This is a genomic window from Streptomyces sp. NPDC026589, assembly GCF_040638385.1.
GTDB lineage: Bacteria > Actinomycetota > Actinomycetes > Streptomycetales > Streptomycetaceae > Streptomyces.
Genome location: NZ_JBEZYG010000027.1, coordinates 32,158 through 46,205, shown reverse-complemented (window position 1 = coordinate 46,205; position 14,048 = coordinate 32,158). Strand labels below are relative to the sequence as shown.

General features: G+C 73.1%; 16 protein-coding genes. 13 read left to right on the top strand and 3 right to left on the bottom strand.

From position 1 onward, the window contains the following. Positions 1-43 precede the first annotated feature (43 nt). Together AB0F29_RS34105 and AB0F29_RS34100 are read left to right on the top strand one after the other, a co-directional pair. On the top strand, positions 44-1,246 hold the full coding sequence (locus AB0F29_RS34105) for a sensor histidine kinase (protein WP_361880531.1): 1,203 nt from the start codon (positions 44-46) through the stop codon (positions 1,244-1,246). A gap of 146 nt (positions 1,247-1,392) precedes the next feature. Next, positions 1,393-2,073, top strand: a complete 681-nt coding sequence (locus AB0F29_RS34100) for a response regulator transcription factor (RefSeq protein ID WP_361880529.1) — start codon at positions 1,393-1,395, stop codon at positions 2,071-2,073. A gap of 64 nt (positions 2,074-2,137) precedes the next feature. Here AB0F29_RS34100 and AB0F29_RS34095 read toward each other — a convergent pair whose 3' ends face one another. Further along, positions 2,138-3,250: a DUF5937 family protein gene (locus AB0F29_RS34095; RefSeq protein WP_361880743.1), complete on the bottom strand. Its 1,113-nt coding sequence runs from the start codon at positions 3,248-3,250 to the stop codon at positions 2,138-2,140. 104 nt (positions 3,251-3,354) lie between these two features. On the opposite strand from AB0F29_RS34095, the gene AB0F29_RS34090 reads away from it, so the two are divergent. Further along, on the top strand, positions 3,355-3,528 hold the full coding sequence (locus AB0F29_RS34090; RefSeq protein WP_361880526.1) for a hypothetical protein: 174 nt from the start codon (positions 3,355-3,357) through the stop codon (positions 3,526-3,528). Positions 3,529-3,592: 64 nt separating this feature from the next. Here AB0F29_RS34090 and AB0F29_RS34085 read toward each other — a convergent pair whose 3' ends face one another. Beyond that, positions 3,593-4,753 (bottom strand): beta-eliminating lyase-related protein, encoded by a 1,161-nt coding sequence (locus AB0F29_RS34085; protein ID WP_361880523.1) that lies wholly within the window; start codon positions 4,751-4,753, stop codon positions 3,593-3,595. 277 nt (positions 4,754-5,030) lie between these two features. Between AB0F29_RS34085 and AB0F29_RS34080 the strand changes: the two genes are divergently transcribed. The 10 genes from AB0F29_RS34080 to AB0F29_RS34035 all read left to right on the top strand — a co-directional run bounded on the left by AB0F29_RS34080 (position 5,031) and on the right by AB0F29_RS34035 (position 13,452). Continuing rightward, positions 5,031-5,981, top strand: coding sequence for a DUF2520 domain-containing protein (locus AB0F29_RS34080; RefSeq protein WP_361880520.1), 951 nt, complete (start codon positions 5,031-5,033; stop codon positions 5,979-5,981). Positions 5,982-6,066: 85 nt separating this feature from the next. Then, on the top strand, positions 6,067-7,086 hold the full coding sequence (gene panC / locus AB0F29_RS34075) for a pantoate--beta-alanine ligase (protein WP_361880517.1): 1,020 nt from the start codon (positions 6,067-6,069) through the stop codon (positions 7,084-7,086). Continuing rightward, positions 7,083-8,774 (top strand): L-aspartate oxidase, encoded by a 1,692-nt coding sequence (locus AB0F29_RS34070; RefSeq protein ID WP_361880514.1) that lies wholly within the window; start codon positions 7,083-7,085, stop codon positions 8,772-8,774. The genes panC and AB0F29_RS34070 overlap by 4 nt, the downstream gene beginning before the upstream one ends. A gap of 112 nt (positions 8,775-8,886) precedes the next feature. After that, positions 8,887-9,978, top strand: coding sequence for a carboxylating nicotinate-nucleotide diphosphorylase (gene nadC, locus AB0F29_RS34065; RefSeq protein ID WP_361880511.1), 1,092 nt, complete (start codon positions 8,887-8,889; stop codon positions 9,976-9,978). Beyond that, positions 9,978-10,775 carry a type III pantothenate kinase gene (locus AB0F29_RS34060; protein WP_361880508.1) on the top strand — a complete coding sequence of 266 codons (798 nt, stop codon included), beginning with the start codon at positions 9,978-9,980 and terminating at the stop codon, positions 10,773-10,775. Before nadC ends, AB0F29_RS34060 begins: the two co-directional genes overlap by 1 nt. A 162-nt stretch (positions 10,776-10,937) precedes the next feature. Then, on the top strand, positions 10,938-11,522 hold the full coding sequence (locus AB0F29_RS34055; protein ID WP_361880740.1) for a hypothetical protein: 585 nt from the start codon (positions 10,938-10,940) through the stop codon (positions 11,520-11,522). 82 nt (positions 11,523-11,604) lie between these two features. After that, positions 11,605-11,784 (top strand): hypothetical protein, encoded by a 180-nt coding sequence (locus AB0F29_RS34050; RefSeq protein ID WP_361880505.1) that lies wholly within the window; start codon positions 11,605-11,607, stop codon positions 11,782-11,784. A 132-nt stretch (positions 11,785-11,916) separates the two neighbouring features. After that, the gene (locus tag AB0F29_RS34045; protein ID WP_361880502.1) at positions 11,917-12,393 is read left to right on the top strand and encodes a BlaI/MecI/CopY family transcriptional regulator; all 477 of its coding nucleotides are present in this window, start codon (positions 11,917-11,919) and stop codon (positions 12,391-12,393) included. 9 nt (positions 12,394-12,402) lie between these two features. Next, positions 12,403-12,972, top strand: coding sequence for an amino-acid N-acetyltransferase (locus AB0F29_RS34040; protein WP_361880499.1), 570 nt, complete (start codon positions 12,403-12,405; stop codon positions 12,970-12,972). Positions 12,973-13,116: 144 nt separating this feature from the next. Beyond that, entirely contained in the window at positions 13,117-13,452 is a 336-nt protein-coding gene (locus tag AB0F29_RS34035) for an Lsr2 family protein (protein WP_003968298.1), read from the top strand. Here the strand turns inward: AB0F29_RS34035 and AB0F29_RS34030 are convergent. Then, a complete protein-coding gene (locus AB0F29_RS34030) occupies positions 13,431-14,033 on the bottom strand; it encodes an SCO3374 family protein (RefSeq protein ID WP_361880496.1) in 603 nt (200 codons plus the stop codon). The genes AB0F29_RS34035 and AB0F29_RS34030 overlap by 22 nt on opposite strands. Between the last annotated feature and the right edge of the window lie 15 nt (positions 14,034-14,048).

Sequence of the window (14,048 nt, the reverse complement as noted above, 5' to 3'; positions counted from 1 at the left end):
CGGTTGACCCGGGCACCGATCAGCTGTCCCTACGCTGGGTTACGTGCAGCGCCTCTACGATTTCATCCGCAGACACCCGACGGGCGTCGACGTCTTCTGGGCCGTCTTCCTCCTCGGGCTCTCCGGCATGTCGATGGTGTCGGGCATGTACGACACCGGGCGTGAGGAGATCGTCGCCATTCCCGTGATGCTGGGGCTCTCCACGGTGGTGGCGCTGCGCCGCAGGGCCCCGGAGAAGATGCTGCTGCTCGCCATCCTGGTGGGCGTCGTGCAGCTGGTGTTCGACGTCCGGCCCGGTATCGGGGACTTCGCGATGCTGGTGATCACCTACACCGTCGCCACGGTCGGCGAGCGCTGGGCGTCCCGGCTCGCCCTGGTGTGCAGCCTGAGCGCGGCGGCCCTGTCGCAGCTGCGGTGGGAGGCCGAGCCCGGGGGTTCCTGGGCCCAGGTGGTCTTCGTGACGATCATCATGACCGTTCCGTTCGTGCTGGCCTGGGTGCTCGGGGACTCGCTGCGGACCCGGCGCGCCTACTTCGACCAGCTGGAGGAGCGTGCCGCCCGCCTGGAGCGGGAACGGGAGGCGCAGTCCAAGGTCGCGGTCGCCGCCGAGCGGGCCCGGATCGCCCGCGAACTGCACGACGTCGTCGCGCACAACGTCTCCGTGATGGTCGTCCAGGCCGACGGCGCCGCCTATGTCATGGACGCCGCCCCCGACCAGGCCAAGCAGGCCCTGGAGACCATCTCCAGTACCGGCCGCCAGGCACTCGCGGAGATGCGGCGGCTGCTCGGGGTGCTGCGGACCGGTGACGCCCCGGAGAGCGGGGAGTACGTCCCCCAGCCCGATGTGGAGCAGATCGAGGACCTGGTCGCGCAGGTGCGGCAGACCGGCCTGGTGGTCGACTTCAAGGTGGAGGGCACCCCGCGCCCGCTGCCCAGCGGCGTGGAGCTGACCGCGTACCGGGTCGTCCAGGAGGCCCTGACGAACACCCGCAAGCACGGCGGACCCGACGCCGGGGCCAGCGTCCGGCTGGTCTACTTCGACGACGGCCTCGGGCTGCTGATCGAGGACGACGGCCGGGGCGCGGCGCACGAACTGTACGAGGACGGCGGCGCGGACGGCGCCGGGCACGGGATGATCGGGATGCGGGAGCGGATCGGCATGGTCGGCGGCACTCTGGACGCGGGGCCCCGCCCCGGCGGCGGATTCCGGATCAGTGCCCTGCTGCCGCTCAAGCCCCCGGGCTGATCCGCCGCCCGGTCGTCGACCCGCCTTTCACGACCACGGCGACCACGGCCGCCACAACGAACACCACGGCCGCCACGGCCGCCACAACGAACACCACGACCGACCCCAGGACACGACGACCGACCCCAGGACAGGACACGATCCCCATGACCACGGCCATCCGCGTGATGCTCGTCGACGACCAGGTGCTGCTGCGGACCGGTTTCCGGATGGTGCTCGCGGCCCAGCCCGACATGGAGGTCGTGGCCGAGGCCGGGGACGGTGCGGAGGCGATCGAGGTCCTGCGGTCCACCGCCGTCGACGTGGTGCTGATGGACGTCCGCATGCCCCGGCTGGACGGCGTCGAGGCGACCCGCCGTATCTGTGCGCAGCAGGACCCGCCGAAGGTGCTCATCCTGACCACCTTCGACCTCGACGAGTACGCCTTCTCCGGGCTGAAGGCGGGGGCCAGCGGCTTCATGCTCAAGGACGTGCCGCCGGCCGAGCTGCTCGCCGCGATCCGTTCGGTGCACAGTGGCGACGCGGTCGTCGCCCCGTCCACCACCCGCCGGCTGCTCGACCGCTTCTCGCCGATGCTGCCCAGCGGCGACAAGGAGCCGAAGAACAAGCACGTCAGCAAGCTCACCGAGCGCGAACGGGAAGTCATGCTCCTGGTCGCCCAGGGCCTGTCGAACGGGGAGATCGCGGCCCGGCTGGTGCTCTCCGAAGCCACGGTCAAGACGCACGTCGGCCGGATCCTCACCAAGCTGAACCTCCGCGACCGGGTCCAGGTCGTCGTCCTCGCCTACGAGACCGGTCTGGTCCGGGCAGGCGGCGGCGCGGGCTGAGGAGCCTCGGTGCGGGACGGCCCTTCAGGAAGGTGCGGGACGGCCCTTCAGGAAGCTGACGGGCTCAGCGCAGCACGCCCTCCAGGAAGTCGCTGCCGAGCCGGGCGACGACCGTCAGGTCCAGCTGGTGCAGGACGTAGCGGCCGCGGCGGCGCGTCGTGACCAGGCCGGCCTTCTTGAGCATGGAGAGATGGCGGGAGACCTCGGGGGAGGTGATGCCGTTGGAGTCGGCCAGCTCGCCGGTGGTGTACGGGGAGCGGGCCAGGTTGCGGCAGAGCCGCATCCGCATCGGGTGGGCCAGTGCCTCCAGACGCAGCTGGAGCAGTTCCACGGAGGCGGGCGCCGGCAGGTCGGGCAGGTGGACCGGGTAGTGGATCACCGGCCGCCAGCCCGGGGCGTGCAGCACCATCAGATGCGGCCAGCCGAAGCTGGTCGGGATGAGCGTCAGGCCCCGGCCGACGCCCGGGTCGACGGCGGTGGTCCGGCCCTCGGACAGCTTGTCGACGTTGATCCGGCCCGCGCCCTCGTCCAACGTCACGGCGGACGACACCGCCCCGACCGCGTCGGCCAGCCCCTTGCGCCGCAGCAGCTCCGTCTTGTGCCGGGCGTCGGCGACCAGCTGGACGGAGACCCGGCGCCAGGTGTCGGCGAAGAACGCCTGGTCGCAGTCCTCGAAGAGCCGCCGGACCCAGCCGCGTACGGAGGCGGGGTCGGCCAGCAGCCGCCGGGTGAAGTCCATCTGCTGCGGGCCGCGCGCCGCCGCCAGGTCCAGGGCGCGGCCCCGCATCCCCGCGTCGTTCAGCGGTGAGGGCGACCCGGCCCCGTAATGGCTGGCGCAGGTGAACTCCAGGGCCGCGGCGACGAACCGTTCGTCGTCCAGCTTGTCCAGCAGGTCCAGGTCCTCGGCGAGCGTCGCCCCGGTCCTGCCGTCGCCGCCCCGGATCCCGGCGAACGCCATGAACACGTCGGAGAAGGTGTTCCGCCAGAGGAACTCCGCCTCCACCAGCCGGTCCGCGAGGTCGGGCTCCAGGGCCGTCGCGGTCGCGGTGGCCCAGCCGTGCAGCCCCGGATGGTGTCCGGGCTCGGCGAGCGCGTGCAGGGCGAGGCCCAGTTCGGCCAGGGGAGAGGTCGCGAAAACGACGCGGTCGGCGGGCAGGCCCGCGATGTCTATGTGCACGCTCACCTCTCCATAGTGGGGGTACGCGGGCGGGCCGTCGTGCCATTTGACGGGGGCCGTCAATCCATGCGCGCTGCCGCCGTGACCCGCACAGGCTGGGCCGCATGAACGCCACCCAGCAGCACCTGCTCGACCTCCACCGCACGGCCCGGCTGTCGCAGCCCGCACCCCCGCCCCCGGGCCGCCACGACCGCTCGGTCCTGCGCGACCTGTACCGCAGCCTCCGCAGACCCGGCACTTCCAGCGGGCCCGGCACACCCAGCCCGTCCGGCGTTTGAGGACGGAACCCTGACGCCGGGGCCCGGCCACGCGACAAGGCCCCGAGGCCGGGCAGCCCCCGCCCTACCCGACGTACCCCACGAACCCCGCCACCGCGTCCCGCACATCCTCGGCCGACCACTCAAGACCCGCCCCCGCCACCGTCACCTCGGTGCACGAGACCCCGGGCGGGAGTGGCAGCCCCGCCCCGCCCGCCCCGGCGAACCAGCGCCGGAACAGCGTCACGCCCGTCTCCTCGGCCTGCCGCACCGACGCCTCGTCCAGCACGTCGGCCCCGTACGGCAGCCAGACCTGGAACTGATGCGTGTGCGGCGGCTCCGGACGCACCCGGAACCACGGCACCCCCGACGCCGCCAACCCCTCCGCCAGCGCCCCGGCCACCACCTTCGCGTGGGCCACGTACGCCGGGAGGCGAGGCAGCTCCCGCTCCAGGCCCAGCAGCGCGGACAGCGCCGCCGGGTACTGCTGGAAGAGCAGCCCCCCGTACCGGTGGCGCCACACCCGGGCCTCCTCCACCAGCGTGGAGGGGCCCGCCAGCACCGCGCCCGACAGCCCGTCCAGGGACTTGTAGAACGACACGTACACGCTGTCCGCGAGGGCGGCGATCTCCGACAGCTCCCGCCCGAAGTGCGGCGCGCACTCCCACAGCCGCGCCCCGTCGAAGTGGACCACCGCGTCCCGCTCCCGGGCCGCCGCCACCACCGCCGTCAGCTCCTCCCAGGACGGCAGCACGAACCCGGCGTCCCGCAGCGGAAGCTCCAGCATCAGCGTCCCGAACGGCTCCGGGTGCTCCCGGACCTCCTCGGCGCTCGGCAGCCTCGGCTCGGACGTCGGATGCACCGTGCGCAGCCCGCTCACCGCGCCCAGCGCCCCGCCCTCGTGCAGCTCCGGGTGGGACAGGGGGTGCAGCGCCACCGTCGCGTCGCCCGTACGTCCCGCCCAGCACCGCAGCGCGATCTGCTGGGCCATCGTCCCGGTCGGGAAGAACGCCGCCGACTCCATCCCCAGCAGCCCGGCGACCCGCCGCTCCAGATCGGCGACGACCCCGCCCCCGTACACGTCGCTCCAGTCCTCCAGGTCGTGTACGGAAGAGGCGTCGGCGGCCAGCGCCGCCAGCCGCTCGCCCAGCGTGCCGTCCGCGCCCACCCGGGCCAGCGTCCGCCGCGACGCCCGCCACGCGGTCAGCCTGCGCCGCCGCCGCTCCTGCTCATCCATGGTCACCATGGGAAGATCATCACCCGTGCCTCCCACCGCGCGCCCGCCGATTTCCGCCCGGCGTCCCGGCAGGTCCGGAGCCCCGCCGGAGCCCCGCCGGAGCGCGCCGGAGCCCGCCGGGGTCGGACAGGGGCGGACAGGAGGCGGGCAGGGCTGGGCGGTGGTCGGGCCGGGAAAGTTATCCACAGGCTGTGGGCGGCTGGAGGGCTCCGCCGAAACGGCTGGCGTAGCATGCAGAGAAATCGTCCGGTACCCCCCGCGGACTGGAACGGAAGGCCATCGCCGCGTGAACGCACCAGTTTCGAAGGAACCCCTCGACGCGAGGGACCGCCCCGCCCGACTCACGGTCGGCGTCGTCGGTGCGGGCCGGGTCGGACCCGCCCTCGCCGCGTCGCTCCGGCTCGCCGGGCACCGCCCGGTCGCCGTGTCCGGCGTCTCCGACACCTCCCGGCGCCGCGCCGCCGAGCTGCTCCCCGACGTGCCCCTGGTGGAGCCCGCCGAGGTGCTGGCCCGCGCCGAGCTCGTGCTGCTGACCGTCCCCGACGACGTGCTGCCCACGCTGGTCGAGGGCCTCGCCGAGACCGGCGCCGTACGGCCGGGCCAGCTGCTCGTCCACACCTCCGGGCGGTACGGGGCGAAGGTGCTGGACCCGGCGAGGCGTGCCGGGGCCCTGCCGCTCGCGCTGCACCCCGCGATGACGTTCACCGGCACCGCCGTCGACGTTCAGCGGCTAGCGGGCTGCTCGTTCGGCGTCACCGCCCCCGAGGAGCTGCGGCTCGCCGCCGAGGCCCTGGTCATCGAGATGGGCGGCGAGCCGGAGTGGATCGCCGAGGAGTCCCGCCCGCTCTACCACACGGCCCTCGCCCTCGGCGCGAACCACCTGGTCACCCTGGTCGCCCAGTCGATGGAGCTGCTGGCCAAGGCCGGGGTCGCCGCCCCGGACCGGATGCTCGGCCCGCTGCTCGGCGCGGCCCTGGACAACGCCCTGCGCTCCGGCGACGCCGCGCTGACCGGCCCGGTCGCCCGGGGTGACGCGGGGACGGTCGCCGCCCACATCGGCGAGCTGCGCGAGCACGCCCCGCAGGCGGTGGCCGGATACCTCGCGATGGCCCGCGCCACGGCCGACCGGGCGCTCGCCCACGGTCTGCTCAAGGCCGAGCTGGCCGAGGACCTCCTCGTCGTCCTGGCCGACCAGGAACGCCGCCCCGGTGGCCCCGGGCCGGGAGAGACCCGATGACGCCGATCACCAGCGGGACGATCACCGGCTGTGCGGGACCGGCCCCCGCGCCCATCACCGGCCGCACCGGACCCGGGGAGCCCCGATGACGCGCACGGTCCGGCCCGCCCTCCTGCGCACCGCCGCCGAGCTGGACGCGCTGTCCCGCCCCGCCGGGGCCGAGCGTGCCGTCGTCATGACGATGGGCGCGCTCCACGACGGCCACGCCTCCCTGATCCGCGCAGCACGCGAAGCCGCAGGTGCGGGCGGCCAGGTCGTGGTCACCGTCTTCGTGAACCCGCTCCAGTTCGGCGAGGCCGCCGACCTGGACCGCTATCCGCGCACCCTGGACGCCGACCTGGAGACCGCCGCGGCGGCGGGGGCCGACGCGGTCTTCGCCCCCGGTGTGGACGAGGTCTATCCGGGCGGCGAACCCCAGGTCCGGATCACCGCCGGCCCCATGGGCGAGCGCCTCGAAGGCGCGGCCCGCCCCGGGCACTTCGACGGCATGCTCACCGTCGTCGCCAAACTCCTCCACCTCACCCGGCCCGACGAGGCGTTCTACGGGCAGAAGGACGCCCAGCAGCTCGCTCTGATCCGCCGCATGGTCCGCGACCTGAACTTCGGCGTCCGGATCACCGGCGTGCCCACCGTCCGGGACGCGGACGGCCTCGCGCTCTCCAGCCGCAACCGCTTCCTGACCGCCGCGGAGCGGCACACCGCGCTCGCCCTGTCCCGTGCCCTGTTCGCGGCCCGCGACCGGCTCGCCGCCCAGCAGGCCCTGCACGAGCGGGCCCGGGCCACCGCGCCCGGCGGCGACCGGGCCGCCGGGCTCAACAGGCTCGGCGAGGCCCGCGCCGCCGCCGACGCCCAGGCCGTGGCGCTGGCCCGGCCCAACGGGGCGCCCGCCGCCGTCCGGGCCACCGCGCGGACGATCCTGGAGGCCGCCGCCGCCCGGGACAGGGCGCCGCTCGCCCTCGACTACCTGGCCCTGGTGGACCCGGCGGACTTCACCGAGATCCCGGACGACCGCGAGAGCGGGGAGGCGATCCTCGCCGTCGCGGCCCGGGTCGGGGACACCCGCCTCATCGACAACATCCCCCTCACCTTCGGAGCCCTGACGTGACCGGAATACGGCTGACCGCCCCCGCCCCCGGCTGGGCCATCGACGCGGACGTCGTCGTGGTCGGCTCCGGCGTCGCCGGGCTCACCACGGCGCTGCGCTGCGCCGCCGCCGGCCTGGACACCGTCGTCGTCACCAAGGCCCGCCTCGACGACGGCTCGACCCGCTGGGCCCAGGGCGGCATCGCCGCGGCGCTCGGCGAGGGCGACACCCCCGAGCAGCATCTCGACGACACCCTGGTCGCGGGCGCGGGTCTCTGCGACGAGGAGGCCGTGCGCACCCTGGTCACCGAGGGCCCCGACGCCGTACGCCGGCTGATCACCACCGGCGCGCACTTCGACACCACCGACAGCGGCGACATCGCACTGACCCGCGAGGGCGGCCACCACCGCCGCCGCATCGCCCACGCGGGCGGCGACGCGACCGGTGCGGAGATCTCCCGCGCCCTGGTCGGCGCGGTCCGCGAGGCCGCCCTGCACACCATCGAGAACGCCCTGGTCCTGGACCTGCTCACGGACGCCGAAGGCCGTACGGCGGGCGTCTCGCTGCACGTCATGGGCGAGGGCCAGCACGACGGCGTCGGCGCGGTCCGGGCACCCTCGGTCGTCCTGGCCACCGGCGGCATGGGCCAGGTCTTCTCCGCCACCACGAACCCCCCCGTCTCCACCGGCGACGGGGTGGCGCTCGCGCTGCGGGCCGGGGCGGAGGTCTCCGACCTGGAGTTCGTCCAGTTCCACCCGACCGTCCTGTTCCTCGGCGCCGACTCCGAGGGCCAGCAGCCGCTGGTCTCCGAAGCCGTACGCGGCGAGGGCGCGCACCTCGTCGACGGCGACGGCGTCCGCTTCATGCTCGGACAGCACGAGCTGGCCGAGCTGGCCCCCCGCGACATCGTCGCCAAGGCCATCACCCGCCGCATGTACGAGCACGGCGCCGAGCACATGTATCTCGACGCCCGGCACTTCGGGGCGCGGATGTGGGAGCAGCGCTTCCCCACCATCCTGGCCGCCTGCCGGTCCCACGGCATCGACCCGGTGACCGAGCCGGTCCCGGTCGCCCCGGCCGCGCACTACGCCTCCGGCGGCGTCCGCACCGACCTGCGGGGCCGCACCACCGTCCCCGGCCTGTACGCCTGCGGCGAGGTCGCCTGCACCGGTGTGCACGGGGCCAACCGCCTCGCGTCCAACTCCCTCCTGGAGGGCCTGGTCTTCGCCGAGCGCATCGCCGCCGACATCGCCGGGGCCCGCCCGCCCCGCACCGAACCGGCCGCGAGCCCGGACGCCGGCGCCCCCGTCCCGCTGCTGGCCCCCGAGGCCCGTACGGCGATCCAGCGCGCCATGACCCGGGGCGCCGGTGTCCTGCGCTCCGCCGACAGCCTGGCCGCCGCCGCCGAGGAGCTGGAGGCCCTGCACCGCGACGCCGCCGCCGACGCGGAGGGGCCGAGGGACGCCAAGGCGGTCGTCCCCGGGGTCGACGCCTGGGAGGTCACCAACCTGCTCCTGGTCTCCCGGGTTCTGGTCGCCGCCGCCCGGGACCGCGAGGAGACCCGCGGCTGCCACTGGCGCGAGGACCGGCCCGACCGCGACGACGCCCACGGCCGCAGCCACCTGGTCGTCCGCATCGCGCCGGACCGCACCCCGGTCGTGCACCGCACGGAGACCGCCGCGTTCCCGCCCGTACGCCCGTCGGATTGAGCAGACTGCTGGAAGCAGCCGCACCGCCGGACACCACAGGGCGGTATCGGCGGCCCACGAGAATTACCCGCCCTACCCGCACCGCCCGCCACGTCCCCGAGGAGCCGTCACCGTGAGCACGCCCGAAGAGAATCCGCGCCCCACACCCGTGGACGTACCGCTGATCAGCGTCGGCGCGCCCGCATCCTCCGTACCGGCGGAAGGCGGCTGCGGCGACGGCTGCGGCTGCGGTGGTGACGACGGATTCGACCCCGAAGCCCTGGAGTGCGGCCTGGACCCCGCGCTCGCCCTGCTGCTGGCCCGGGCGGGGCTCGACCCCGTCCAGGTCGAGGACGTCGCCCATGTGGCGATCGAGGAGGACCTCGACGGCGGGGTGGACGTCACGACCGTGGCGACCGTCCCGGAGGACGCCGTGATCACCGGCGACTTCACCGCCCGCGTGGCGGGCGTGGTCGCCGGGCTCCGGGTCGCCGAGGCGGTCCTGTCGATCGTCTGCACCGAGGAGTTCGAGGTCGAGCGGCACGTCGAGGACGGCGACCGGATCGCCCCCGGCGAGAAGCTGCTGACCGTCACCACCCGCACCCGGGACCTGCTGACCGGCGAGCGCAGCGCGCTGAACCTGCTCTGCCGCCTCTCCGGCATCGCGACCGCCACCCGCGCCTGGGCGGACGTGCTGGAGGGCAGCAAGGCCAAGGTCCGCGACACCCGCAAGACGACGGCGGGCCTGCGCGCGCTGGAGAAGTACGCGGTGCGCTGCGGCGGCGGCGTCAACCACCGGATGTCGCTCTCCGACGCGGCCCTGGTCAAGGACAACCACGTGATCGCCGCGGGCGGCGTCGCCGAGGCCTTCAAGCGGGTCCGCGCCGAGTTCCCCGAGCTGCCCATCGAGGTCGAGGTCGACACGATGGACCAGGTCCGCGAGGTGCTGGACGCGGGCGTCGACCTGATCCTGCTGGACAACTTCACCCCGGCCGAGACCGCCGAGGCCGTCGCCCTGGTCGCCGGCCGGGCGGTCCTGGAGTCCTCCGGCCGCCTGACCCTCGACTCGGCCCGCGCCTACGCCGACGCGGGCGTCGACTACCTCGCGGTCGGGGCGCTCACCCACTCCTCGCCGATCCTCGACATCGGCCTGGACTTCCGCGACGCCGACGCCGACGCCGACGCCGACGCCGACGCCTCCGCCAGCGACGGGGCCGACGCCTGATGCTGCTCACCATCGACGTCGGCAACACGCACACGGTCCTCGGCCTCTTCGACGGCGAGGAGATCGTCGAGCACTGGCGGATCTCCACGGACGCCCGCCGCACCGCCGACGAGCTGGCCGTCCTGCTCCAGGGCCTGATGGGCATGCACCCGCTGCTCGGCATGGAGCTGGGCGACGGCATCGAGGGCATCGCGATCTGCGCCACCGTCCCCTCGGTCCTGCACGAACTGCGCGAGGTCACCCGCCGCTACTACGGCGACGTGCCCGCGGTCCTGGTGGAGCCCGGCGTCAAGACGGGCGTGCCGATCCTGATGGACAACCCCAAGGAGGTCGGCGCGGACCGCATCGTCAACGCGGTCGCCGCCGTCGAGCTGTACGGGGGCCCGGCGATCGTCGTCGACTTCGGCACCGCCACCACCTTCGACGCGGTCTCCCCGCGCGGCGAGTACACCGGCGGGGTGATCGCCCCCGGCATCGAGATCTCGGTCGAGGCGCTCGGCGTCAAGGGCGCCCAGCTCCGCAAGATCGAGCTGGCCCGGCCGCGCAGCGTGATCGGCAAGAACACCGTCGAGGCCATGCAGTCCGGCATCGTCTACGGCTTCGCGGGCCAGGTCGACGGGGTGGTGGCCCGGATGAAGAAGGAGCTGGCGGCCGACCCGGACGACGTCACCGTCATCGCGACGGGCGGCCTTGCTCCGATGGTGTTGGGGGAGTCCTCGGTCATCGACGAGCACGAGCCGTGGCTGACGCTCATCGGACTGCGCCTGGTGTACGAACGGAACGTCTCCCGGTCGTAGGGGGCGTTCCGCCGGAACCGGGCGGTACCTGCGGCGACGACCGGGGACGGGGGCCGGGACACCGCCGGGGTACGCCGCGCCACCGACGACCAGTTAAACGGATTTTGTCCATTTAGCACGTATTGTCGCGTTATGCCCACGCCCTACGGTTCACGAGGCGGCATGGCGTTCAGCGCGGACGAGCTGCGGGTGCTCCGACGTGCCCTTGCCATCGCCCTCCACCCCATGCCCCTGTCCGACGAGGATGTCCAGGACTGCCTGCGGCTCGCCGGCTCCGTGGACGAGGCGGTCGGCGAGGCGGGTCGGCTGCGAGCGTTCCTCCTCGCCGACCTCGCCCGCTACCGCAACGCCCTCCCCGGCTCCGCCGCCGGCTACCTGGAGCTGCTCCAGGACGCCCTGGCGGCCGGCTACGACCCCCGCCCGGACGATCTGGCCGCCCTGCGGGCCCTGCGCGGCGGGCGGCTCGCGGCGGCCCTCCTGGAACGCTGCCAGGTGCTCGCCGAGCGTTCCGTACGGGCCCGGCTCGCCGGCCGCTCCGCCGGGCTCACGGCCCCCGGGCCCCGCAGTCGGCTGCTCGCCCTGCCCGGCGGCCGCGCCGCCGACCGGGAACCGGACCGGCCCAGCGCCCCGACCGCCCCGGACCGCCCGCGGAAACCCGGCGACCGCCCGATGCCCAAGCCCTCCGAGGTCTTCCCGCCGCGCCGCCGCCCCGCGCCGCCGCCGTCCGAGGAGCGGGCGGCCGGCTGACCTCCGCGCGGTGTCCGACGCGGCGGCCTCCCACCGGGAGGTCGCCGCGTCGGACCGTTCCGGGCTCGCTACTCTGGACGGCATGGACTACGTATCCGCGCTCGTGCCCCCCGTGGTGATGGCCGTCTTCTTCATCGCCCTGATCGTGATCATCGTCAAGAGCCAGGGCGGTCCGAACAAGACCAAGGAGGACGCCGTGGTGGACGCGGCGCTCGCCCGCGCGGAATCCGTGAAGCAGACCGCTCGTCCGGATAATGCCTGATCGCGCGAGTGGCCCGTCCGCCCCGTAATCCTCCCGACGCGCACCCCCGGAGCGCACGACTCATCGGAGCCGTGCGCTCTTTCGCTGTGTAAATACCAGAACATTCAGGACATCTAGCACTAAAGTGATCCTGTGCCCCGCCCATTGGGAGACCTCGAAGACGCCGTGATGACACGCGTCTGGCAATGGAACCGACCGGTCACCGTGCGGGAAGTCCTTGAGGACCTTCAGCAGGAACGGTCCATCGCCTACACGACCGTGATGACGGTAATGGACAATCTCCATCAGAAGGGCTGGGTCCGCAGGGAAGTCGACGGCCGGGCCTATCGATATACGGCCGTCTCCACCAGGGCCGCCTACTCGGCCGCACTGATGAACGAAGCCTGGTCACGCAGTGACAACCCCGCCGCCGCACTTGTCGCGTTCTTCGGCATGATGTCCGCCGAACAGCGCGAAGCGCTGCAGGACGCTGTTCGCATGGTTTCCCCCAGCCCCGCCGAATCCTCCGTCAACCCCGTCGAATCCTCCGGCAACCCCGCGGAACCGACCGCCGACGCCGGCGGAGATGACGCCCCGGCCGATGACGTGGAGCCGGAGAGCGGGAGATAGCGTCGGGGCATGTCCCCAGAGCAGCCGCAAAACGATCCGGATACCGAACTCCATACCGACCCGTCGGTAAATAAGCCCGCCCTCACCGTCCGGCGGGCCAGGACGAGTGATGTCACGTCCGTACGACGCCTCCTCGACGGGTACGTGTCCGGAGGCATCCTGCTGGACAAAGCGACCGTCACCCTTTACGAGGACATCCAGGAGTTCTGGGTCGCGGAACGCGACGAGGACGCGACGGTCATCGGCTGCGGCGCACTTCATGTCATGTGGGAAGACCTGGCGGAAGTGCGGACCCTTGCCGTCGACCCCCGCATCAGGGGTGCGGGAGTCGGGCACCACGTACTGGACAAGCTCTTGCGGACCGCGCGATGGCTCGGTGTCCGCAGGGTTTTCTGTCTCACCTTCGAAGTGGACTTCTTCGCGAAGCACGGCTTCGTCGAGATCGGGGAGACGCCTGTGGACACCGATGTCTACAGTGAGCTGCTGCGTTCGTACGACGAGGGTGTCGCGGAGTTCCTCGGTCTCGAACGAGTGAAGCCGAACACCTTGGGCAACAGTCGGATGCTTCTGCACCTGTGATCTGCAGAAGGACCTGCAACCCTATGTCCGAATCGCGCACGTTTCCTGTCTTCTCGGGCTGCTGAACCTCTGCAGGGGGTTTGTGTTTTCGAGGGAAAAGCGGTTTCCTTTCCGCGTACTCCATTTTCGATGAAAGGAAATCCCGTGGCACAGAAGGTTCAGGTCCTTCTTGTCGATGACCTCGACGGCGTCGAGGCCGATGAGACCGTCACGTTCGCCCTTGACGGCAAGACGTACGAGATCGACCTCACCACGGCCAACGCGGACAAGCTTCGCGGCCTTCTCGAGCCCTACACCAAGGGTGGGCGTCGCACCGGTGGCCGTGCCGCCACGGGCCGTGGCAAGGGCCGCGCCGTGGCCGGCGGTAACAAGGACACCGCGGAAATCCGCCGGTGGGCGCGGGAGAACGGCCACAATGTGAATGACCGCGGCCGCGTTCCCGCAGAGATCCGCGAGGCTTACGAGAAGGCCAACGGCTGATCCGTTCCACCCCTTGTCGGCGCCCCGGAACGGGCGCGTGACAGCCGGACCCGATGGCATTCGGTTGCCGCGGCGTCCACCAGGCGTACGAGATCGGGGGCATCCCCACCGCTGCTCCCGAAGCCCGCGAAGGCCGGCAGCATCCTCTCGGGCGCACGCCTCGGCTCTGGGGGCCGCAGCCACACGGCGGCCCCCGGCGAGTCCCCCGGGGCGCCCGGGAGAGGCGGGGCCGTGACGCGGCCCCCCGCGCCCACGGCGGTCAGGTCCAGGGCGACCGGGCCCCACTCGAGCCAGTCGAGCAGCCCCGGCAGCTCATCGGCGCCGCCCGCGGCGACCAGCAGCCCCATCCGCGTACCGGACAGCAGCACGGGACCGGTGCGCACCCCGCGCCGCAGCACGGCGTGACCGGCCTCGGCGGGCAGCTCCAGCACATCGAAGAGCGCCCCGGTGAGCAGTCGCAGCGGAGTCCGTCCGGCGGTGGCCCAGCCCAGCTCCCTCGCGTACCGCTGAGCGAGTGCGGCATCGGCCGAACCCGGAGCGGCATCGGGTGAGGATCGGGGCTGGGGAACGGTGGGAGGCATGTCCGATGAACCGCC

What these genes read in the sequence shown, in the direction of transcription:
- AB0F29_RS34100 (WP_361880529.1), top strand. Translation starts at nt 1,393, where the DNA reads ATGACCACGGCCATCCGCGTGATGCTCGTCGACGACCAGGTGCTGCTG.
- AB0F29_RS34090 (WP_361880526.1), top strand. Translation starts at nt 3,355, where the DNA reads ATGAACGCCACCCAGCAGCACCTGCTCGACCTCCACCGCACGGCCCGG.
- AB0F29_RS34085 (WP_361880523.1), bottom strand. Translation starts at nt 4,753, where the DNA reads ATGGTGACCATGGATGAGCAGGAGCGGCGGCGGCGCAGGCTGACCGCG.
- panC (WP_361880517.1), top strand. Translation starts at nt 6,067, where the DNA reads ATGACGCGCACGGTCCGGCCCGCCCTCCTGCGCACCGCCGCCGAGCTG.
- AB0F29_RS34060 (WP_361880508.1), top strand. Translation starts at nt 9,978, where the DNA reads ATGCTGCTCACCATCGACGTCGGCAACACGCACACGGTCCTCGGCCTC.
- AB0F29_RS34055 (WP_361880740.1), top strand. Translation starts at nt 10,938, where the DNA reads ATGGCGTTCAGCGCGGACGAGCTGCGGGTGCTCCGACGTGCCCTTGCC.
- AB0F29_RS34050 (WP_361880505.1), top strand. Translation starts at nt 11,605, where the DNA reads ATGGACTACGTATCCGCGCTCGTGCCCCCCGTGGTGATGGCCGTCTTC.
- AB0F29_RS34040 (WP_361880499.1), top strand. Translation starts at nt 12,403, where the DNA reads ATGTCCCCAGAGCAGCCGCAAAACGATCCGGATACCGAACTCCATACC.
- AB0F29_RS34030 (WP_361880496.1), bottom strand. Translation starts at nt 14,033, where the DNA reads ATGCCTCCCACCGTTCCCCAGCCCCGATCCTCACCCGATGCCGCTCCG.